General features: G+C 76.1%; 17 protein-coding genes and 1 pseudogene. 11 read left to right on the top strand and 7 right to left on the bottom strand.

What is annotated here, in order from left to right:
- Positions 1 to 138 precede the first annotated feature (138 nt).
- Positions 139 to 1143, top strand: coding sequence for a threonine/serine dehydratase (locus ACFCLZ_RS08135; RefSeq protein WP_380284116.1), 1005 nt, complete (start codon positions 139 to 141; stop codon positions 1141 to 1143).
- Entirely contained in the window at positions 1140 to 1652 is a 513-nt protein-coding gene (locus ACFCLZ_RS08140) for a DinB family protein (protein WP_380284117.1), read from the top strand. The genes ACFCLZ_RS08135 and ACFCLZ_RS08140 overlap by 4 nt, the downstream gene beginning before the upstream one ends.
- Positions 1653 to 1672: 20 nt before the next feature.
- Here the strand turns inward: ACFCLZ_RS08140 and ACFCLZ_RS08145 are convergent, their stop codons facing one another.
- A complete protein-coding gene (locus ACFCLZ_RS08145) occupies positions 1673 to 2686 on the bottom strand; it encodes an ArsR family transcriptional regulator (RefSeq protein ID WP_380284118.1) in 1014 nt (337 codons plus the stop codon).
- Positions 2687 to 2836: 150 nt separating this feature from the next.
- Here ACFCLZ_RS08145 and ACFCLZ_RS08150 point away from each other — a divergent pair, with 150 nt between their 5' ends.
- On the top strand, positions 2837 to 3064 hold the full coding sequence (locus ACFCLZ_RS08150; RefSeq protein WP_380284119.1) for a hypothetical protein: 228 nt from the start codon (positions 2837 to 2839) through the stop codon (positions 3062 to 3064).
- Between the two features lie 27 nt (positions 3065 to 3091).
- Here ACFCLZ_RS08150 and ACFCLZ_RS08155 read toward each other — a convergent pair whose 3' ends face one another.
- Positions 3092 to 4456 (bottom strand): FAD-dependent oxidoreductase, encoded by a 1365-nt coding sequence (locus ACFCLZ_RS08155; RefSeq protein ID WP_380284120.1) that lies wholly within the window; start codon positions 4454 to 4456, stop codon positions 3092 to 3094.
- Positions 4457 to 4719: 263 nt separating this feature from the next.
- Between ACFCLZ_RS08155 and ACFCLZ_RS08160 the strand changes: the two genes are divergently transcribed.
- Complete coding sequence (locus tag ACFCLZ_RS08160) at positions 4720 to 5823, top strand: YncE family protein (protein WP_380284121.1); 1104 nt, start codon at positions 4720 to 4722, stop codon at positions 5821 to 5823.
- A 172-nt stretch (positions 5824 to 5995) separates the two neighbouring features.
- Here ACFCLZ_RS08160 and ACFCLZ_RS08165 read toward each other — a convergent pair whose 3' ends face one another.
- Positions 5996 to 7276 carry a serine hydrolase domain-containing protein gene (locus ACFCLZ_RS08165; protein ID WP_380284122.1) on the bottom strand — a complete coding sequence of 427 codons (1281 nt, stop codon included), beginning with the start codon at positions 7274 to 7276 and terminating at the stop codon, positions 5996 to 5998.
- Positions 7277 to 7881: 605 nt separating this feature from the next.
- Here ACFCLZ_RS08165 and ACFCLZ_RS08170 point away from each other — a divergent pair.
- The 6 genes from ACFCLZ_RS08170 to ACFCLZ_RS08195 all read left to right on the top strand — a co-directional run bounded on the left by ACFCLZ_RS08170 (position 7882) and on the right by ACFCLZ_RS08195 (position 12393).
- On the top strand, positions 7882 to 8247 hold the full coding sequence (locus tag ACFCLZ_RS08170; RefSeq protein ID WP_380284123.1) for a hypothetical protein: 366 nt from the start codon (positions 7882 to 7884) through the stop codon (positions 8245 to 8247).
- On the top strand, positions 8244 to 8441 hold the full coding sequence (locus ACFCLZ_RS08175) for a hypothetical protein (RefSeq protein WP_380284124.1): 198 nt from the start codon (positions 8244 to 8246) through the stop codon (positions 8439 to 8441). The genes ACFCLZ_RS08170 and ACFCLZ_RS08175 overlap by 4 nt, the downstream gene beginning before the upstream one ends.
- Positions 8434 to 9642, top strand: coding sequence for a type III PLP-dependent enzyme (locus ACFCLZ_RS08180; RefSeq protein ID WP_380284125.1), 1209 nt, complete (start codon positions 8434 to 8436; stop codon positions 9640 to 9642). Before ACFCLZ_RS08175 ends, ACFCLZ_RS08180 begins: the two co-directional genes overlap by 8 nt.
- 181 nt (positions 9643 to 9823) lie before the next feature.
- Positions 9824 to 10177: a DUF6204 family protein gene (locus ACFCLZ_RS08185; RefSeq protein WP_380284127.1), complete on the top strand. Its 354-nt coding sequence runs from the start codon at positions 9824 to 9826 to the stop codon at positions 10175 to 10177.
- Between the two features lie 45 nt (positions 10178 to 10222).
- On the top strand, positions 10223 to 11113 hold the full coding sequence (locus tag ACFCLZ_RS08190) for a ChbG/HpnK family deacetylase (RefSeq protein ID WP_380284128.1): 891 nt from the start codon (positions 10223 to 10225) through the stop codon (positions 11111 to 11113).
- A 299-nt stretch (positions 11114 to 11412) separates the two neighbouring features.
- Positions 11413 to 12393 (top strand): LysR family transcriptional regulator, encoded by a 981-nt coding sequence (locus ACFCLZ_RS08195; RefSeq protein WP_380284129.1) that lies wholly within the window; start codon positions 11413 to 11415, stop codon positions 12391 to 12393.
- 262 nt (positions 12394 to 12655) lie between these two features.
- Here the strand turns inward: ACFCLZ_RS08195 and ACFCLZ_RS08200 are convergent, their stop codons facing one another.
- The 3 genes from ACFCLZ_RS08200 to def all read right to left on the bottom strand — a co-directional run bounded on the left by ACFCLZ_RS08200 (position 12656) and on the right by def (position 15735).
- On the bottom strand, positions 12656 to 14128 hold the full coding sequence (locus ACFCLZ_RS08200; protein ID WP_380284130.1) for an RsmB/NOP family class I SAM-dependent RNA methyltransferase: 1473 nt from the start codon (positions 14126 to 14128) through the stop codon (positions 12656 to 12658).
- A gap of 68 nt (positions 14129 to 14196) precedes the next feature.
- Complete coding sequence (gene fmt / locus ACFCLZ_RS08205) at positions 14197 to 15138, bottom strand: methionyl-tRNA formyltransferase (RefSeq protein ID WP_380284131.1); 942 nt, start codon at positions 15136 to 15138, stop codon at positions 14197 to 14199.
- A gap of 51 nt (positions 15139 to 15189) precedes the next feature.
- Entirely contained in the window at positions 15190 to 15735 is a 546-nt protein-coding gene (def, locus tag ACFCLZ_RS08210; protein WP_376094325.1) for a peptide deformylase, read from the bottom strand.
- Between the two features lie 256 nt (positions 15736 to 15991).
- On the opposite strand from def, the pseudogene ACFCLZ_RS08215 reads away from it, so the two are divergent.
- A pseudogene (locus tag ACFCLZ_RS08215) lies at positions 15992 to 16459 on the top strand (hypothetical protein); the annotation flags it as partial.
- Positions 16460 to 16730: 271 nt separating this feature from the next.
- Here the strand turns inward: ACFCLZ_RS08215 and ACFCLZ_RS08220 are convergent.
- Positions 16731 to 18818, bottom strand: a complete 2088-nt coding sequence (locus ACFCLZ_RS08220; protein ID WP_380284132.1) for a primosomal protein N' — start codon at positions 18816 to 18818, stop codon at positions 16731 to 16733.
- Positions 18819 to 18840: the final 22 nt, after the last annotated feature.

The raw sequence follows: 18840 nt of genomic DNA on the forward strand, positions 1-18840 counted from the left end.
TCGTTCTCGTACGGTTGCGGTGATGTTCCCGGGCCGGTCCCCGGTTCCGCGGGCCGCTCCGGTGTTTCGTACGGTACGTACGGTACGCACGGTTCGCCGTACAAGGACGGCGGGACCCGAATGTGGAGGCGGCGCACCATGGGACAGCAGCATCTCGGCTACGACGACATCAAGGCGGCCTCGGAGCGGATCGCGGGCCGCGTGCGGCCGGTGGCGCTCGCGCCTGGCCACAACGGGAGCGACGGGGGCGGCGGGACCGACGGCGGCGGGCTGTGGCTGGCCCTGGAGTACCTGCAGCACACCGGCTCCTTCAAGGCGCGCGGGGCGCAGAACTTCCTCCAGGCCCACCGGGAGGCCGGATCCCTGCCGGACGCCGGGGTCACCATCGCCTCCGGGGGCAACGCCGGGCTGGCGTGCGCGTGGGCGGCGCGGCAGCAGGGCGTGCGGGCCACCGTGTTCCTGCCCGCCAACGCACCGGGCGTGAAGGTCGCCCGGCTGCGCTCGTACGGGGCGGACGTCCGACTGGTCGGCACGGAGTACGCCGAGGCGCTCGCCGCCTGCGAGGAGTACGCCGCGGCCACCGGCGCGCTGGCGAGCCACGCCTACGACCACCCGCTGATCGCGGCGGGCGCGGGCACCCTGCTGGAGGAGGTCCACGAGCAACTCCCCGGCCTGGACACGGTGCTGGTCGCGGTCGGCGGCGGCGGGCTGTTCGCGGGGGTGGCCGCGGCCGCCCGCGAGCACGGCGTCCGGGTGGTGGCGGTCGAGCCGGAGGGCTCCCGCGCGCTGCACGCCGCGCTCGCGGCGGGCCGGCCGGTGGACGTCACGGTGGACTCGGTGGCCGGCGACTCCCTCGGGGCCCGCCGCGCCACCGCCCTGGCCGTGGACGTGGCGCGCGACCACGACGTCCGCTCCGTCCTCGTCCCGGACCAGGCGATCGTCCGGGCCCGGCAGTCGCTCTGGGAGGACCGCCGGATCGCCGTCGAACACGGCGCCGCGACCGCCCTCGCCGCCCTGCTCACCGGGAGCGAGGAGGAGGACGGCGGCCTCGGCTACCGCCCCGCCGACGGCGAGCGGGTCTGCGTCGTCCTGTGCGGCGCCAACACCGACCCGGCCACCCTCGCCGCCCCGGCCGCGTCATGACCGACGGCACCGGGGGCACCGACGGCACCACCGCGCTGCTCCGCGCCCTGCACGCCCAGCGGCGCCACGTCCTCGGCATCCTCGACGGCCTGGACGACGAGGCGCTGCGGCGGCCGGTGCTGCCGTCCGGCTGGCACTGCCTCGGGCTGGTCCAGCACCTCGCGCTGGACGTCGAACGGTTCTGGTTCCGCGCGGTGGTCGCCGGGGAGGCGGCGGTCGTCCAGGGCCTCGCGGACGAGGACGACGCCTGGCGCGTGGACACCGGCGTGCCCGCCGCCGACGTCCTCGACCGGTACCGCCGGGAGGCCGACCTCGCCGACGCCGTCATCGCCGCCACCCCGGCCGACCGTGCCCTCGCCTGGTGGCCGCAGGACCTGTTCGGCGAACCGCACCTGCACACCCTGCGCGACGTCCTGCTGCACGTGATCACCGAGACCGCCTGCCACGCCGGCCACCTGGACGCCGCCCGCGAACTCCTCGACGGCCGCCGCTGGTTGGTGCTGCCCTGACCAGCCCCGACCAGCCCCGACTACCCGCCCACGCCACCCACCAGCCGATCGCCGAGCGCGGTCCGCCGGTAGAGCACCTGGCGGCCGACACGGGCCCGGGCGACCAGGGCGGCGGCGTGCAGCACCCGCAGGTGCTGGGAGACGGCGCTGGGGGTCACCCGCAGCCGGCGGGCGAGTTCGACGGTGGCCAGCGGCTCGTCGAGCATGGTGAGCAGCCGGGCCTTGGCGGCCCCGACCAGCGGCGCCAGCACGGCGAGCGCGAGCGCGGGGGCGTCGACGGCGGGCGGCCCGGACCAGAGGGTCGCCACGCCCCGGCAGGGGTAGGCGAGCGCGGGCGCGCCGTCCGCGCCGAGCGGCGGCGCCGGCTTGTGGGCGAACACGGACGGGAGCAGCAGCAGGCCGCGCCCGGAGGCGACGACGTGGTGGTGGCTGAGCATGTCGGTGATGTGCAGGACCCCGCGGTGCCAGCGCAGGAACGGGTGCATGTCGGCGAAGAGCAGCCTGGCGCCGCCGACGGCGAGCCGGCGCGCCCGGTACGTCATGTCGGCCTCCAGCAGGAGCCGCATCCCCGGCCACTCCGGCCGCAGGGCGATCTCCCAGTAGTGCTGGAGGAGTTCGCAGATCCCGTCGCGCAGCCTGCGCACCTCGGCGTCGCCGCCGGCGAGGGCGGTGCGCAGCGGTTCCGGCGGCGGGTCCGGCAGGTGGGTGTCCGCCAGGTCGCGGCGGACCGTCTCGGGGGCGGTGCGGCGGACGGCGGCCAACTCCTCCTCGAAGGCGGGCGCGAAGGCCGGCGGACGCGGTGCGAGGAAGTCCGGCACGGTCCCCCGCCCGGCGACCAGGGAGAGCAGCAACCGGCCCTCCGCGGCGCCGAGTTCGCCGATCGCCCGGAGCGCGGACCGCCGCCACGGCAGGTGCACGGCCGACAGGCCCGGATCGCGCAGCACGCGCAGACTGAGCACGGCCTCGTTCAGCGGCGAGAGGGCGAAGCGGGTGTCCGCGAGGTCCTCGACGCCCAACTCGAAGGTGACGACCATGAAGCGCCACGCTACATCGGTTGTCGCCCGCGCGCCGCCGCGCCGCCTTCCTCGCACGACCCGCCGACTCCTCCTGCCTACGGCGACGGCGACGACAACATCCGCAACGCCGAGGACGGACTCTGCCCGGACGTCCCGAACTACGGCCCCGTGCCCGCCGGGACCAAGGTCGGCGAGTACCCGTGCAACGAGACGAACGCCTGGTGCTCCACGGCGGTCGCGGTGGTCGACCCGGGGCTTTACGCCCGGGCCGGCACCGCGACCGCCGTGTTCAGCGCCGGCCCGTGGCTCGCGCCGGACGACCTGCCGGCCGGCGACGGCGCGTGGCCGGTCGTCCTCGCCCCGCCGCCGAAGGAGGCCCGAGCCCCCAGGCCCTAGGCCGCGCCCCGGCGCAGCCGCGGCCGGTCACGCCCCGCTGTGCCGGAGCATGTCCTCCCGCTCCACCACCTTGACCCGCGCACGATCCTCCGCCGCGCCCAGCGCGCGCTCGTGGGCGTCCAGCTCGTACCAGCCCTCCCAGGTGGTGAACCGCACCCCGCGCTCCCGCAGGTGGGCGACGACCGCCTCCGGCTCCGGCTCGGCGGCGCCGGGCAGCCGGCCCTCGGTGTGGTCGGCGAGCAGGCAGGCGACGGTCTCGTTGGCGTCGCCCTTGGTGTGCCCGATGAGGCCGACCGGCCCGCGCTTGATCCAGCCGGTCACGTACACGGCGTCCTGGTGCGAGCCGTCGGCGGCGAGCACCCGGCCGGCCGCGTTCGGGACGGTGCCGGAGACGGGGTCGAACGGCAGCTTGGGCAGTTCGTCGGAGTAGTACCCGATCGCCCGGTAGACGGACTGCACGTCCCAGTCGGTGAACCGGCCGGTGCCGCGCACGTTGCCGGTGCCGTCGAGCTCGGTGCGCTCGGTGCGCAGCCCGCTCACCCGGCCGTCCTCGCCCAGCACCTCCACCGGGGACTCGAAGAAGTGCAGGTGGAGCCGGTGCGGGCGGTCGCCGGCGTCGCGGATGGCCCAGTTCTCGATGGTCGAGGCGACCATGTCGACGTGCTTGGCGCCGCGCCGCTCGGCGATCGAGCCGTCGTCGTACTCGATGTCCTCGGGGTTGACGATGACCTCGATGTTCGGCGAGTGGTCGAGCTCGCGCAGCTCCATCGGGCTGAACTTGGCCTGGGCCGGTCCGCGGCGGGCGAAGACGTGCACCTCCAGCGCCCGGTTGCGCTTCAGGCCCTCGTGGACGTTCGGCGGGATCTCGGTCGGCAGCAGCTCGTCGGCGGTCTTGGCGAGGATGCGGGCGACGTCCAGGGCCACGTTGCCGGCGCCGAGCACGGCGACCTTCTCGGCCTCCAGCGGCCAGCTGCGCGGCACGTCCGGGTGGCCGTCGTACCAGGAGACGAAGTCGGCGGCGCCGTACGAGCCGTCGAGGCCGACGCCGGGGATGTCGAGCGCGCGGTCGGCCATGGCGCCGGTGGAGAAGACCACGGCGTCGTAGAAGCGGTGCAGGTCGTCCAGCGTGAGGTCACAGGGGTAGTCGACGTTGCCGAACAAACGTATCTGCGGCTTGTCCAGCACCTGGTGCAGCGCGGTGATGATCCCCTTGATCCGCGGGTGGTCCGGCGCGACGCCGTACCGGATCAGCCCGAACGGCGCGGGCATCCGCTCGAAGAGGTCGATGGAGACCCCGGGCTGCTGGGCGGCGTCGGACTTCAGCAGGGCATCGGCGGCGTAGATGCCGGCGGGGCCGGCGCCGACGATCGCGACGCGGATCGGGCGGGTCATGGCGGAGCGGTCCTCCGAACGGGAGCGGACGTGGCAGGGCGGACGGGCGAGGGTGACCCACACCCACCCAACCTTGCCGGATCTCGCCACTGTAGGCGGTGCGGATCTATGAGGTCATAGAGCGAACCTATGGCCGATCCGGGAACAACGCCCGATCGCCCTGCTCGCACAAGGTCCAAAAACCGCCCCCCGCAGAGGCCTCCGCATGCCCTAGCGTGGCCCACGCACCACGACATGAGGTCTAGACCATAGAGTGGGGAATCATGAATTCGCGTGTGTCGAAGGCCCGTTGGACCGCGTCACTGGCGGCAGCCGCGGCGCTTCTGCTGACCGGCACCGCCGCCGGAACCGCCACCGCCGACCCGGCGCCGACCACCCAGAACGGCACCTCCGTGGGCTGGCGGGCACTCGGGCTGACCGCCAGCCCGGAGGGGACGAAGGCGTACGTGGTGGCGGCCGACCGGAACGGCAGCCGCACGCCGGTCGTGCTGCGGACGGTGGACCTCCGCAGCGGCTCGGTCGTCGCCGAGCTGCCCCTGGCCGAGGACGGCACCGCCGGGAACCCGGTGGTCAGCCAGGACGGCCGGCGGCTCTACGTGATCGTCGCGGACCACCTGGTGGCCGTGGACACGGCGGCCAACACCGTACTCTCCCGCACCCCGGCGCCGGAGCAGGACCGCCCGGCCGGCTGGTCGCCCGGTGCGCTGACCGGCCTCGCGGTCGGCCCGGACGGCTCGAAGGTGTACGTCGGACAGAACGGTCCGCTCGCCGCCGGCCAGGGGGTGCGGCCCGGGCGGGTCCTGGTGTTCGGCCCCGGCCAGGGCGCGTTCACCGGCTCCCTGCCGCTGCACGGCTACAACGCGAGCGGCCTCACCCTCCAGGCCGGCGGCGCCGCGGCGTACGTCGCGAGCGACTTCGGCATCGAGCACCTCGACACCACCACCGCGGTCCCCACCTTCCTCCGCACCGTCCAGCGGGTCGGCGCCACCAAGGAACTGGCCGCCTCCCCGGACGGCCTGCGCCTCTACGCCCTCGGCTCCCAGACCTCCACCGGCACCGGGTACGCCGTCAACACGCTCACCGACGTCGCCAGGCCGATCTTCACCTTCGCGACCGGACCGGTCGACCTCCACTACGTGTCGGTGAGCCCGGACGGCGGGCGGCTCTACCTGCTCAAGGACAGCTGGACGCCGCAGGCCTCGGTGCTCGCCTACGACACCGCGACCGACCTCAACCTCCCCGGCGAGACGCTCACCGGCTTCGGCCTGGACGGCGTCTCGGCCGCCACGGTCGCCCCGGGCGGGCACACCCTCCTGCTCGCGGGCATCCGCGGCAACGGCTCGTACCTGACGACCGTCGCGTTCTGATCAGGGCCGCCGCTCCGGCCCGGCTCCGGCGGACACACCCGCCGGAGCCGGGCCGGACCACCGCGGGTACAGCACCCCGGCTTCGCCCCGCGTCCCCCTCCGCACGCCCCCGAGCACGGGCCGCGGGCCACCGGCCGGCCCCGGGGGCGCACCCCGGGCCCGGCCGCGCGCCTCAGGACCCCGTGCCCGCCCCGGAGCCGGCCACCGCGCAGGAGGCCGCCTTCTCCAGCCCGGCGAACACGTCGTCGGGGTCCCGGTAGCCGTACTGGCCGGCCGCCACGACGGCCTGCCGCCGGCCGTCCTCCGTGCCGAGCACGTACGCGATGTTGCGGTGGATCGAGCCGGAGTGGCCCCAGACCACGCCGCAGCCCAGATCGACGCTCCCCACGCCGAGGCCGTACCGGTAGCCGGGCACGCCGGTGTCGACGGTGGCCTTCATCGCGGCCAGCTCCGCCGGGCGCAGCAGCCGCCCGCCGAACAGCGCGGCGTGGAAGCGGGCGAGGTCGGCGGTGCTGGAGATGCCGGCCCCGGCGGCGCCTCCGGCGGACGGGTTGATCAGCGTGGTGTCGACCGGGCCGCCGGGCAGCTGGGTGTACAGGTGCGCGTGCGGGCCGGTGATCAGCGGCGAGGAGACCGGCATCGAGGTCTGCCGCAGGCCGAGCGGCCGGATGATGCGCCGCTCCACCTCCTGGTTCCAGGTGCGCCCGGTGGACTTCTGGATGATCATCCCCGCGAGCAGGTAGTTGGTGTTGGAGTAGTGCCAGGACGCGCCGGGCGCGAAGTAGGGCGGGTGGGCCACCGCGTCGGCGACGATCTCCTCCGCCGTCCAGGTGCGCCAGCGGCCGGTGGCGGCCCAGGCCTCGACGCCCTCCGCCGTCCGGGGCACGAAGCGCTGGTCGTCGGTGTAGCTGAACAGCCCGCTGGTGTGGTCGAGCAACTGGCGGACGGTGATCCGCTCGCCGCCCGGCACCACACCGGGCAGGTACGCCGAGACCGGGTCGTCGAGCCGGACCCGGCCCTCGCCGACCAGTTGGAGCACCACGGTGGCGGTGAACATCTTGGTCAGGCTGCCGATCCGGAACCGGCCGTCCGGGTCGACCGCGCTCCGGTCGTCCAGCTCGGCGACCCCGGCGGTGCCCTGCCAGAGCGTGCGGCCGCGGTCCACCACCCGGGCGAGGTCCCAGGTCGCCTCGCCGGCGTCCACCACGGCGCCCAACTCGCCCTGGATCGCGGCGAAAGCCGGACTCACCGGATTCGCCCCGGTCGCGGCCCCCGGCGCCGCCACGGCGACCGCCCCACCGCCCGACGCCCCCGCGGCGCCGGCGGCCATGGCGACCGGCGCCGACGTGCCGACCAGCACCGCCCCCAGCACACCCGCCGCCACCAGCCGCGCCGTCCGCCCGGCCCGTCCGGCCCGTCCGGCCCGACCGGTCCGCCCCGTCGTCGTTCGCATCACGCACTCCCCATCCGCCCCGGGCCGAAGTCCCCCTCGCCCGCCGGGCCTTGCCCTCGTGCCGTCCGCCGGCCCCTCCGGCGGACGAGTACAACGGTAGGCGGGCCGTCGTGGACGAACCATGCGGCAATCCCGCCACTGCGGAGGGGGGTTGTCCCCACCCGGGTCCGAGCGGGTGCCAACTCGCCGAGCGTCAACTCCACTTGCCCGTTGAGGCAGTTCCCGACTGCCCCAGGAGGCGCCCGCTCATCCCCTTCGGCCGAACGCCGCACCACCCGGCCCCGATGCCCGGACCAGGGCTTCGGCGCAGGTCACGGCCGGTCGCCCACCGAGCGACGGTCCGCCCGGCCGGGCCGTCAGGACGAGGGTTGACACCGGAAGTTGGTCTAGTCCACCGTAGGGGAACACGCGTTTGACGAGGCCGGAACAGTCAGCGGCACTCCTTGTCGGACGAGGAAACCCCTCCCTCACCGCCCCCTCACCGCTCCCGGGGGCCCGGCCCCGCACCCGCCATGCCCCGCGTCCCGTCCCGCCGCCCGGCCCCCTCCTCCGGCGCACGGCCGACGACCGCCCGGACGCCCCCACCCGACCCTTGGAGTGACGTGATGCCGAAGCCCGACGGGCACCTGTTCCGGACCGCTTCGGAGCACCCGCACTTCAGCGAGCCGGACTACGGCGGGTTCCCGTGCGACCCCGAGCCGTTCCGCCGCTTCGACGCGCGGCAGGCCGCCCGGCCGACCGACCGCGCCCCGGTCCGCCCGGCCGTCGACCGCACCGGGTTCCCGCGCGTGCGGCCCGAGTTGAAGGCCGGCGGCCTGCCGGCCCGGAACGGCAGGCCGACCCACCGCGTCGCCGCCGACACCTCCGCGAGCGGGGTGCGCTCCGTCCGCAGGCCCCGGGCCGCGCGCGCCGAGCCGCTCGGCCCGGAGTCCTGGAACGCCGCGTCCCCGGCCCGGGACGGCGAGGCGTGAACGGGGACACCGCCGTGCGCGACGTCTGCCCCGCGCTTCCCGCCGACCGGTTCCGTGCCCCGGCCATCGCCGCCCTCGACGAGGAGGCCGCCCTGCTCGTCGACGCCTGGACGCCGCCGGTCCGCGCCGCGCGCGCCACCCCGCCCGGTCCACCGACCGCGCCCCGAGCCGGCCGGAGCGCCGACCATGCCTGACTACGGACGCCTGCGCGCCGCCCTGGCCGCCGCCGAGGACGACCGGATCATCTTCGACCTCGACGGCATCGAGGCCCAGTACGACGCCCTGCTGCGCGAACTCCCCGGCATCGACGTACGGTTCGCGATGAAGGCCTGCCCGGTCGACGAGGTGCTCGACTGCCTGGCCGCCCGGGGCGCCGGCTTCGACGCCGCCGGTCCGCAGGAGATCGCCCAGGCGCTGCGCACCGGCGTGCCGGTCGAGCGGATCCACTACGGCAACACCGTCAAGTCCGACCACCAGATCGCCGAGGCGTACCGGCTCGGCGTGCGCGACTTCGCCACCGACAGCCTGGCCGACGTCGCCGCGCTCGCCGCCCACGCCCCCGGCGCCCGGGTGTTCTGCCGGCTCGCCACCACCGGCGAGGGCGCCCTGTGGGGGCTGAGCCGCAAGTTCGGCTGCTCGCCCGAGGACGCCCTCCGGGTGCTGACGGCGGCCCGCGACGCCGGACTCGTCCCGGCCGGCCTGTCGGTGCACGTCGGCTCCCAGCAACTCACCTCCGAGGCCTGGCAGCACGCGCTGGAGACGCTCGCCGCGGTGATCGTGGAGGCCAACCGCCACGGCATCCTGCTGGACCACGTCAACCTCGGCGGCGGCCTGCCCGCGCTCGGCGTGCTCGACCGGCGCGGGAACCCGCTCCACCCGCCGGTCGACAAGATGTTCACGGTGATCCGGGAGGGCATGCAGTACCTGCGCGAGGTCTCCGCCGGGCCGCTGGGGTTCCTGTTGGAGCCGGGCCGCCACCTGGTCGCCGACCACGGCGCGATCCGGGCCCATGTCGTGCGCCTGACGGAGCGTCGGCAACTGGACGGGGAGCGGTCGCACTGGCTCTTCCTGAGCTGCGGCAAGTTCAACGGCCTGTACGAGATGGACGAGCTGCGCTACCGGCTGGAGTTCCCCACCCGCGCCGGGTCCCCGACCGTGCCCGCCGTGGTCGCCGGCCCCACCTGCGACAGCGACGACGCCTACGCCGACGAGGGCGCCGGCATGCCCGTCCCCCGGGACGCCGCCTCCGGCGACCCGGTGTGGGTCCTCTCCTGCGGCGCCTACGCCACCGCCTACACCACGCGCGGGTTCAACGGCTTCCCGCCGCTCCCCCACAGCTGCGTCCGGACCAACCGCCCGGCCGGCGCACCCGGCCCCGAGGAAGACCCGCGGTAGACGCCCCCGCACCGCCGGAGGGCACGGCGCCCGGGCGCCGAACCACCCGGTCCCGCCGGTGGTGGCCTGCCCGGACGGCCTCGCGGTCGGCCTCCTGGACGTCCCGGTGAACGCCCAGGGCGCCGTCCGCTCCCCCGAAAACCCGTCGCCCGCGGGTGCCCGCGCGGCATACGCTCGCCGGATGAGCACGCGCACCTTCCGCATCACCGTCCGCGGCGTCTTCGACGGCCTCACCCCCGAGCAGCACGCCGAACTGCGGTCCCGCGCCGCCGAGCACGACATCCTGTTCGCCGCCTTCACCCCCGAGGGCCACCTCAGCTACGACCTGAACGCCCGCGCCGTCTTCACCTTCCGCTACCAGGACGGCGGCGAGGCCGAGGAGGACATCCTCGACGCCACCGAGCGCGCCGAACGGTCCGCCCGCACCTGGCTCGACGAACGCGGCTACGGCTACAAGAACCTCCGCTCCCAGGCCGAGGACCTCTCCCAGGCCCCGCTCGGCAAGCGGCAGCGCCGCGCCGCCCGCGAGGCCTGAGGAAAACCCGCTGCGCCGCCGCGCCCGCCCCGGCAGACTACGGACGTGACGCGGCCGACCCCCCTCGCGAGCGAACTGCTCGGCCACCCGCCGGGCACCCGCCTGCTACTGCTCAACTGCGACGACTTCGGCCTCAACGAGGACGTCAACCTCGCCGTCGTCGAGGCGATCGAACACGGGGTCGCGGCCTCCTGCAGCCTGATGACCGGCTGTCCGGGATCCGCCCACGCGCTGCGCCTGCTGCGCGAGCGGCCCGGGCTGCCGTTCGGGATCCACCTCACCCTGGTGTGCGACACCGACGAGCCCGGGTTCCGCTGGGGCCCGGTCGCCCCGGCCGCCGCCGTCCCCTCGCTGCTCGACCCCGCCGGCCGGTTCTTCCCGGCCACCCCCGACGGCCGGACCCGGCTGCTCGCCCGGGCCGACGCGGCCCACGCCGAACGGGAGTTCCGCGCCCAGATCGAGGCCGCCACCGGCCCGGGACTGCACCCGACCCACCTCGACTTCCACTGCCTGGCCGACGCCGGCCGCCCGGACCTCCTGGACCTCGCGCTCGCGCTCGGCGCCGAGTACGGCCTGGCCGTGCGGATCTGGCTCGCGCCCGCGCTGGAACGCCTGCGCGCCCGCGGGCTGCCGGTCGTCGACCACGCCTTCCTGGACAGCTTCGCCGTCCCGCTCGACGACAGGCCCGCCCGCTACGCCCGGCTGCTCGCCGCACTCCCGCCCGGCCTGACCGAGTGGGCCGTCCACCCCAGCCTCGCCACGCCCGCCACCCGCCGGGGCGACGGCGGCTGGCGGGTCCGCCGCTCCGACCACGCCTTCCTGCTCGCCCCGCGCACCCGCGAGCTGCTCGCCGAGCACGGCATCACGGTGACCGACTACCGTCCGCTGCGGGCCCACTGGCCCCGGCGGGCCGCCCGGGGCACCACACGGGCGTGATCCACCCGGGCGCGCGCTCCGGCGCGAGCCCTCTGGTCTGTACCACTCCGACGCACCGGCCGGCGTACGCCGCCGGATGCCCAGAAGGTCGGCACACGGCCTCCTTGGCAGGCCTGCACCAACATGTCATTGTCAATCATCACGTCAGATCCTTTACTCCCAAGGGGAGTTGTGGCGATCGACGCCAGATGCCGAGTCGTCACGCGCTCCCGCGAAACTCAGGTCAGCACAGTTTCCACCTCCGGTCATCCCTACCCCCACACCCCCACCCAGCCGACCGACCACCAGCGGAGAACCCCATGCCGGACCTCGATCTCAACCTGCTCGTCGCCCTGGACGCCCTGCTGGAGGAGGGCAGCGTGACCGGTGCCGCCGAACGGCTGCACACCTCGGCCCCGGCGATGAGCCGCACGCTCGGGCGGCTGCGCCGAGTGCTCGGCGATCCGCTCCTGGTCCGGGCCGGGCGCGGACTGGTGCCGACACCGCGCGCGGTGGAACTGCGCTCCGAGGTCCGCGCCCTGGTCAGCCGGGGCCAGGCGCTGCTGATACCGCCCGCCGCCACCGAACCCGCCGAGCTCAACCGCCGCTTCACGCTGCGGACCGGCGACGTCCTGCTGACCACGATCGGCGCGGCCCTGCTCGCGGCGGTCCGCGCCCAGGCCCCGACCGTGACCCTGCGCTTCCTCGGCGACGACCTGGAGGGCACCAGTGCGATGCGCGACGGCCTGATCGACCTGGAGGTCGGCGTCACCGACCACCTCGATCCCGAGACCCGCACCGAACCCCTCGCCACCACCCGCCTGGTGGGCATCGCCCGCACCGGCCACCCGCTGGCCAACGGCGCGCCCCCGAGCGCCGAGGAGTTCGCCGCGGCCGACCACCTCACGGTCTCCCGGCACGGCCGCGGCCTCGGCCAGGTCGACCAGCGCCTCGCCCAACTCGGCCTCGCCCGACGCGTGGTGGCCAGCGTGCCGAGCTACCCGGCGGCGCTCTTCCTGCTCCGCGACACCGAACTCGTCGGCCTCGCCCCGGCCCGCCTCGGCACCCCGGCGGCCGAGGCCCTCGGCCTGGCCACCTTCCCCCTCCCGGTCGAGCTCCCCGAGGTGGTCCTGAGCATGGCCTGGCACCCGCGCAACGACCAGGACGCCGGCCACCGCTGGCTGCGCGACCTGGTCCGCGGCGTCGTCACCTCCCCCACCGGCCCGCCCCGCCCGCTGCCGGCCCGCACCCGCCCGGACCCGGCCCGCCCGGTCCCCCGCCCCGCCCTGACCGCCCACTGACCTCACCGCCGACCCCACCGGCCCGGCCGCACCGGCCCCCACCGACACCACGGCGGCGCACCACGGGCCCTGGGCCCCGGTGCGCCGCCGGACCGCGAACCGGCCGCCGAGGCGTGTCCGACCATTCCCGCCGGGCGTGCGACACCAGGGCACGCACGCCCCCGGCCCGTCAGCCGGGAGGCGCCCCCACCGCATGGACTCCGCCCCCGGCCGGAGGCTCGGGGAGCCGCCCGTCGATCCGACGCGAACGGTCGGACACGCCTTACGCCGTACGGCGCAGCAGGGCCAGGTACATCGCGTCCGTGCCATGCAGGTGCGGCCAGAGCTGGACGTCCGGGCCGTCGCCGAGGGACGGGACGCCGGGCAGCAGCGGCCGCGCGTCGATCCACTCGAGCCGGGCGCCCTCGGTGCGCAGGACGTCGTCCACCACCGCGCGGGTCTCCGCGAGGTGCGGGGAGCAGGTCGCGTAGCCGACCACGCCGCCGATCCGGGTGGCCTCGACGGCCGAGCGCAGCAGGTCGCGCTGGAGCGGGCCGAAGGCGGCGACGTCCTGCGGACGGCGGCGCCAGCGGGCCTCCGGGCGGCGGCGCAGGGCGCCGAGGCCGGAGCACGGGACGTCGACGAGGACGCGGTCGAAGCCGCCGGAGCGCCAGGCGGGGCGGGTGCCGTCGGCGGCGATCACGGTGTACGGGCCGGGGTTGCCGGCCAGGGCCCGGGCGACCAACCGGGCGCGGTGCGGCTGCTTCTCGCTGGCGACCAGCGCCGCGCCGCGCTCGGCGGCGAGCGCGGCGAGCAGCGCGGCCTTGCCGCCGGGGCCGGCGCAGCCGTCCAGCCAGAGCCGGTCCGGGCCGTCCAGCGGCGCGGCGGCGAGGGCGAGGGCGACCAGCTGGCTGCCCTCGTCCTGGACGCCGGCCCGGTTCTCCTGCACGGCCGCGACCGAGCCCGGGTCGCCGCCCTCGGCGAGCCGCAGTGCGAACGGGGACCAGCGGCCCGGCTCGGCCTCGGGCAGCGCGTCGGCCAGCTCGCCGACGGCGGCCCGGCCGGGGCGGGCCACCAGGGTGACCTCGGGGCGCTCGTTGTCGGCGCGCAGCAGCCGCTCGACGGCGGTGCGCCCGGAGTCGTCCGGCTGCCAGCGGCCGAGCGAGTCCCACAGGGCGGCGACCACCCAGCGCGGGTGGGAGTGCACGACGGCCAGGTGGTCCTCGGCGTCCTGCTCGTACGGCGGGGCGACCCGCTCGATCCAGGCGTCCAGGTCGTGGGCGCTGATCCGGCGCAGCACGGCGTTGACGAACTTGGCCTTGCCGTCGCCGAGCACCACCCGGGCCAGCTCGACGGTGGCCGAGACGGCCGCGTGGCTGGGGATGCGGGTGGTGAGCAGCTGGTGGGCGCCGAGCGAGAGCACGTCGAGGACCGGCGGGTCGACCTTGCCGAGCGGGCGGTCGATGCAGGCGGCGATGATCGCGTCGTAGGTGCCCTGGAGCCGGAGGGTGCCGTAGACCAGCTCGGTGGCGAGGGCCGCGTCGCGCCGGTCCATGCCCTTCTGCTCGGCCTCGCGGAGCAGCGAGGGGAGGATGAGGTTGGCGTAGGCGTCGCGCTCGTCGACGGCGCGCAGGGCGCGGAAGGCGACGATGCGCGCCGGGTCCTTCTTCGGGCGCCGGTGCGGGCGCGGGGCGCGCTTGCCGCCGGACGCGCTGGTGGTGCCGGAGGTGCCGTGGGTACTGCCGGGCGTGCTCATGGGATGTGCCTCAAAGTGCTGCGGGGGTTATTTCTGGATCTCTCGAACAGTAACGCGGAAAACCGGTCTCAGCCGGACTCGCCCAGCCGCTCGCCGGACTCGATGCGCGCGCCGCGCGCCCAGTCCGCCGCCCGCATGGCCTTCTTGCCCTGCGGCCGCACCTCGCCGAGCTCGATCTCGTGGCTGCCGGTGCCGACCCGGACGCTGTTCTTGCCGACGGCCAGCTCGCCCGGTGCCAGTCCGGCGGCGTCGGGCAGCAGCCGCACCGGGCCGGTGACCTTGAGCCGCTCGCCGCGGAACTCGGTCCAGGCGCCGGGGGCGGGGGCGCAGCCGCGCACCACCCGGTCGACCCGCAGCGCGGGCGCGGTCCAGTCGATCCGGGCGTCCTCGACGGTGATCTTGGGGGCGAGGGTGACGCCCTCGGCGGGCTGCGGGACGGCGTGCAGGGTGCCGTCGGCGATGCCGTCCATGGTGGCGGCGAGCAGCCGGGCACCGGAGTGGGCGAGCCGCTCCAGCAGCTCACCGCTGGTGTCGGCGGGGCGGACCTCCTCGGTGAGCACGCCGAAGACCGGCCCGGAGTCCAGGCCCTGCTCGATGAGGAAGGTGGACGCGCCGGTGACCTCGTCGCCGGCCAGCACCGCGTGCTGGACGGGGGCGGCGCCGCGCCAGGCGGGGAGCAGCGAGAAGTGCAGGTTGACCCAGCCGTGTGCGGGGATCTCCAGGGTGCCGGGGCGCAGCAGGGCCCCGTAGGCGACGACCGGGCAGCAGTCGGGGGCGAGCTCGGTGAGCCTGGCGACGAAGTCGGGGTCGCTCGGCTTCGCCGGCTTGAGGACCTCGATCCCGGCCTCCTCGGCGCGCTGGGCGACGGGGCTGGCGACGAGCTTGCGGCCGCGGCCGGCGGGGGCGTCGGGGCGGGTGACCACCGCGACGACCTCGTGCCGGTCGGAGGCGAGCAGGGCGTCCAGCGCGGGAACGGCGACCTCGGGGGTGCCGGCGAACACGAGGCGCATCAAGTGCCTTTCTGCAGTGCGGAGTTGGCGTTGTTCGAAGCGGGGGGGGTGTCAGCGCGCCGCGCCGAAGGTGCTGTGCGGGGAGACCTTGACCACCGGCGCGGGGCCCGATCCCCAGTCCGACTCGCGTATCGCCTTGAGCGCGGCCTTGCGCCGCTCGGTGTCGAGGCGGTCGATGAAGATGATGCCGTCGAGGTGGTCGGTCTCGTGCTGGATGCAGCGCGCGAGCAGCTGGGTGCCCTCGATGGTCACCGGATCGCCGTACATGGTGAAGCCCCTGGCGACGACACCGTGCGCGCGCCGGGTGTCGTAGCGCAGGCCGGGCAGTGAGAGGCAGCCCTCGGGGCCCTCCTGCTCCTCCTCGCTGAGCGACAGGTCGGGGTTGATCAGATGCCCGGTGACGCCGTCCACGTGGTAGGTGAACACCCTTAGGGAGACACCGAGTTGGGGCGCGGCCAGGCCGGCGCCGGGGGCGTCGAGCATGGTGTCCGTGAGGTCCTTGACAAGGGTGCGGAGCTCCTTGTCGAAGGTGGTGACGGGCCGGGCGGTGGCGCGCAGGACGGGGTCTCCGAAGATGCGGATCGGCTGGATCGCCACGGATGCGGGCTCCTGTCCGTCTGGGTCCGGGGTGCGGGGGTCGGGAAGCTGGCGACGAGCGGGCCGCGCGGCGTGCACGCGGCCGTCCGTCAGTCTATGCAATCCGCCCGAACCGGGTTCCGGCACATCCCGCTCGCCCCGCCTGCGTGACCCCGGCGGGCGGTCCGGCGTTGGTCAAGTGGAATTGACCGTGGCCGGAGCGCGCGGGAAGGACGCTCCGGCCGAGCCGAACCGTACGGAAGGTGGCACGTAGGCCATGGCTGAGCAGATCAACCACGACGCCCGGGCGCGGGCGAGCCTGCACCTGCTGGTGCGGGACATCGAGCGGGTGAGGCGACAGGTCGACGCCCTGCGAACGCTCACCGCCCAGTTGGGCAACGTCTACCGGCCGCGCCGCCCCAGCACCTCGGCGGGCTTCGTGGTGTACGGGCGGGCCCCGGCGCCGACGGTGCGCCTGGCGCAGGAGCTGCGGGAGAGCGTGGAGACGCTGGTGGCGGCGGCGGTCGAGTTCGACCGCGCGCTGGGCTTCTCCTGGGACTCGGTGGGCTCGGCCCTCGGGGTCACCAAGCAGGCGGTGCACCGCCGGTACGGGATGCGCCGGCCGACCAGCGAGCTGCTGGCGGCGGGCGGTGCGGTGCCGAGCCCGAGCCGCCCGGACCGCTCCGAGGAGTTGTCCGGCCACACCCCGGCGGTCGCCCACGCGCCGGCCCACCCGCCGGAGCGGGACCGCTCCCCCGCCCCGACCGGACTCGCCGCGACCGTCCCGGCCGCCCGCCAGGGCGGCCTCGACCGCACCGCGCTGGACCGCACCGCCCTCGACCGCGCCACCATCGACCGCACCGCCCTCGACCGCCCCGGCGTCCCGCTGCGCGGCTGACGCCCCCGGACGCCGGGTGGGGGCCGCGGCACGGACACCGCGCCCCTCACCCGACGTCCGTCACCCCGACGTCCGCCCCCGGACACCCGTCACCCCGACGTCCGTCACCCGATGCCCGTCACCCGATGTCCGTCGGGTCGATCCGCACCTTGACCGCCTCCGGCGTCCGCAGCGCGATCCGCGCGATCTGCGCCGCCTTCAGCGCCGCCGCCAGCGCCGCGCCCTGCCCGGGCGGCACCCGCAGCAGCGCGCGCTCCTGCTCCTCCCCCCGCAGCGCCGCCACCGGCACCGGCCCGAGCACATCCGCCTCCTCCGGCAGCCGGACCAGGTTCAGCAGATCCGCCACCGCCGCCGGGCTGCCGCTCACCGAGGCCATCCGGGCGACCGGCGGGAAGTGCAGCTGGGCACGCTCGTCCAGCTCCAGCCCGGCGTGCCCGAGCGGGTCCCAGCGCACCAGCGCCTGCACCGGCCGCGCCGTCGGCTCGGCGACCACCACCACCGTCCCGCCCTCGGCGGCCGGCCGCACCAGCGCGGCGGCGGCCAGCCAGAGCCGCAGCGCCTCCTCGCCGGCCCGCAGGTCGGGCCGGCTCAGCAGCGCCCAGCCGTCCAGCAGCAGCGCCGCCGCGTACCCGCCGCCGCCCTCGACGACCGGCTCCGCACCGGGCGTGGAGATCACCAGCGCCGGCTCGTCCGGGACGCCGGTCAGCACCGCGTCCCGCCCGGAGGTGCGCACCGGGACGCGCGGGAACGCCTTGCCCAGCTCCTCGGCCGTCCGCCGGGCGCCGACCACCTGCGCCCGCAGCCGGAACGAGCCGCACTCCGGGCAGTGCCAGTCCCGCTCCTCCTCGCCGCACCACTGGCAGCACAGCGGCGCATCGGCCCCGGCCGCCTCCAGCGGGCCCTCGCAGCGCCGGCAGCGGGCGGGCGTGCGGCAGCGCCCGCAGGCCAGCCGGGGCACGTAGCCGCGCCGGGGCACCTGGATGAGCACCGGCCCGCCGGCCGCCAGGCCCTCCCGGGCCGCCTCCCAGGCGACCGAGGGCAGCCGGGCGGCCTGCGCGGCGGCGTCCCGGTGCTGGTCCTGGTCGGTGACGGTGCGCACCCGCGGCGCGGTGCGGCGGACGGTCTCCCGGTCGGCGCCCAGCGCCCGGGCCCAACCGGTGCGCACCAGCTGGGCGCCCTCCACGGTGACGACGTGCCCGCCGAGCAGGACGGCCGCGCCCTCCTCGGCGGCGCGCAGCAGGGCGACCTCCCGCACGTGCGGGTGCGGGGCGCGCGGGTCGCTGTGGCTGGAGTCGCCGTCGGACCAGACCACCACCAGCCCGAGGTCGTGCACCGGCGCGAACATCGCGGCCCGGGTGCCGATGGCGGCGTGCACCGAGCCGCGGCTGACCTGCAGCCACCGCCGGTAGCGCTCGCGCGGGCCGAGGTCGGCGGCCAGCACGGCGTGCATGCCCTCGCCGAGCAGCTCGGTCAGCGCCCGGTCGACCCGGGCCACCGAGCGGCCGTCCGGCAGCACCACCAGGGCGCCGCGCCCGCCGGCCAGGGTGGCCGCGACGGCGCGGGCGATCTCGTACGGCCAGCCGGGCCCGGGCAGCGCCGTCCAGACCGCGCGGGGCGAGCCGCCGCCGGCCAGCGCGGCGAGGAAGTCCGGGCCGGCCGGGTAGCGGGACCAGCCGCCGGGCGCGGGTGCGGGCGGGCCGGGACGGGGCGGCGGCGAGGGCTCGGCCTCCGCCTTGGCGTGCCGGGGCGGCACCGCCAGCTGCAGCACATCGGCCAGGGTGCCCGCGTACCGGTCGGCCACGGTGCGGCAGAGCCGCAGCAGCGGCGGGCTGAGCACCGGCTCCGGCGAGAGGACCTGGGCGAGCGGGGCCAGCGGGCCGGGGAAGTCGCTCTTCTCCAGCCGGGCGACGATGAAACCGTCGTGCAGCTCCCCCCCCTCGCGCTGGCCTTTGACCACGCGCGCCCCGAAGCGCACCCGGACCCGCACACCGGGCCTGGCGTCCTCGGCCATCGCGGCCGGCACCTCGTAGTCGAAGAACTTGTCGATGGTGAGCACGCCCTTGTCGACGACCACCCGGGCGACCGGCAGGTGCTCGGCCCGCTTGGCGCCGCGCCAGGTGCGCGGCTTGGCCCGGCGGACCGTCTCCCGGATGAACGCCAGCTGCTCCGGCGCCCCGCCCTCGTCACTCCCCTGCGTGCTGCTCATCGCCCCAAGTAGTACCAGGTCC

Source organism: Kitasatospora purpeofusca (assembly GCF_042691725.1).
In the GTDB taxonomy this organism is placed as follows: Bacteria; Actinomycetota; Actinomycetes; order Streptomycetales; family Streptomycetaceae; genus Kitasatospora; species Kitasatospora purpeofusca_B.

Coding starts and splice junctions, on each gene's coding strand:
- ACFCLZ_RS08195 (WP_380284129.1), top strand. CDS start 11,413: ATGCCGGACCTCGATCTCAACCTGCTCGTCGCCCTGGACGCCCTGCTG.
- ACFCLZ_RS08155 (WP_380284120.1), bottom strand. CDS start 4,456: ATGACCCGCCCGATCCGCGTCGCGATCGTCGGCGCCGGCCCCGCCGGC.
- ACFCLZ_RS08135 (WP_380284116.1), top strand. CDS start 139: ATGGGACAGCAGCATCTCGGCTACGACGACATCAAGGCGGCCTCGGAG.
- ACFCLZ_RS08180 (WP_380284125.1), top strand. CDS start 8,434: ATGCCTGACTACGGACGCCTGCGCGCCGCCCTGGCCGCCGCCGAGGAC.
- fmt (WP_380284131.1), bottom strand. CDS start 15,138: ATGCGCCTCGTGTTCGCCGGCACCCCCGAGGTCGCCGTTCCCGCGCTG.
- ACFCLZ_RS08220 (WP_380284132.1), bottom strand. CDS start 18,818: ATGAGCAGCACGCAGGGGAGTGACGAGGGCGGGGCGCCGGAGCAGCTG.
- ACFCLZ_RS08145 (WP_380284118.1), bottom strand. CDS start 2,686: ATGGTCGTCACCTTCGAGTTGGGCGTCGAGGACCTCGCGGACACCCGC.
- ACFCLZ_RS08160 (WP_380284121.1), top strand. CDS start 4,720: ATGAATTCGCGTGTGTCGAAGGCCCGTTGGACCGCGTCACTGGCGGCA.
- ACFCLZ_RS08170 (WP_380284123.1), top strand. CDS start 7,882: ATGCCGAAGCCCGACGGGCACCTGTTCCGGACCGCTTCGGAGCACCCG.
- ACFCLZ_RS08200 (WP_380284130.1), bottom strand. CDS start 14,128: ATGAGCACGCCCGGCAGTACCCACGGCACCTCCGGCACCACCAGCGCG.
- ACFCLZ_RS08185 (WP_380284127.1), top strand. CDS start 9,824: ATGAGCACGCGCACCTTCCGCATCACCGTCCGCGGCGTCTTCGACGGC.
- ACFCLZ_RS08165 (WP_380284122.1), bottom strand. CDS start 7,276: ATGCGAACGACGACGGGGCGGACCGGTCGGGCCGGACGGGCCGGACGG.
- ACFCLZ_RS08140 (WP_380284117.1), top strand. CDS start 1,140: ATGACCGACGGCACCGGGGGCACCGACGGCACCACCGCGCTGCTCCGC.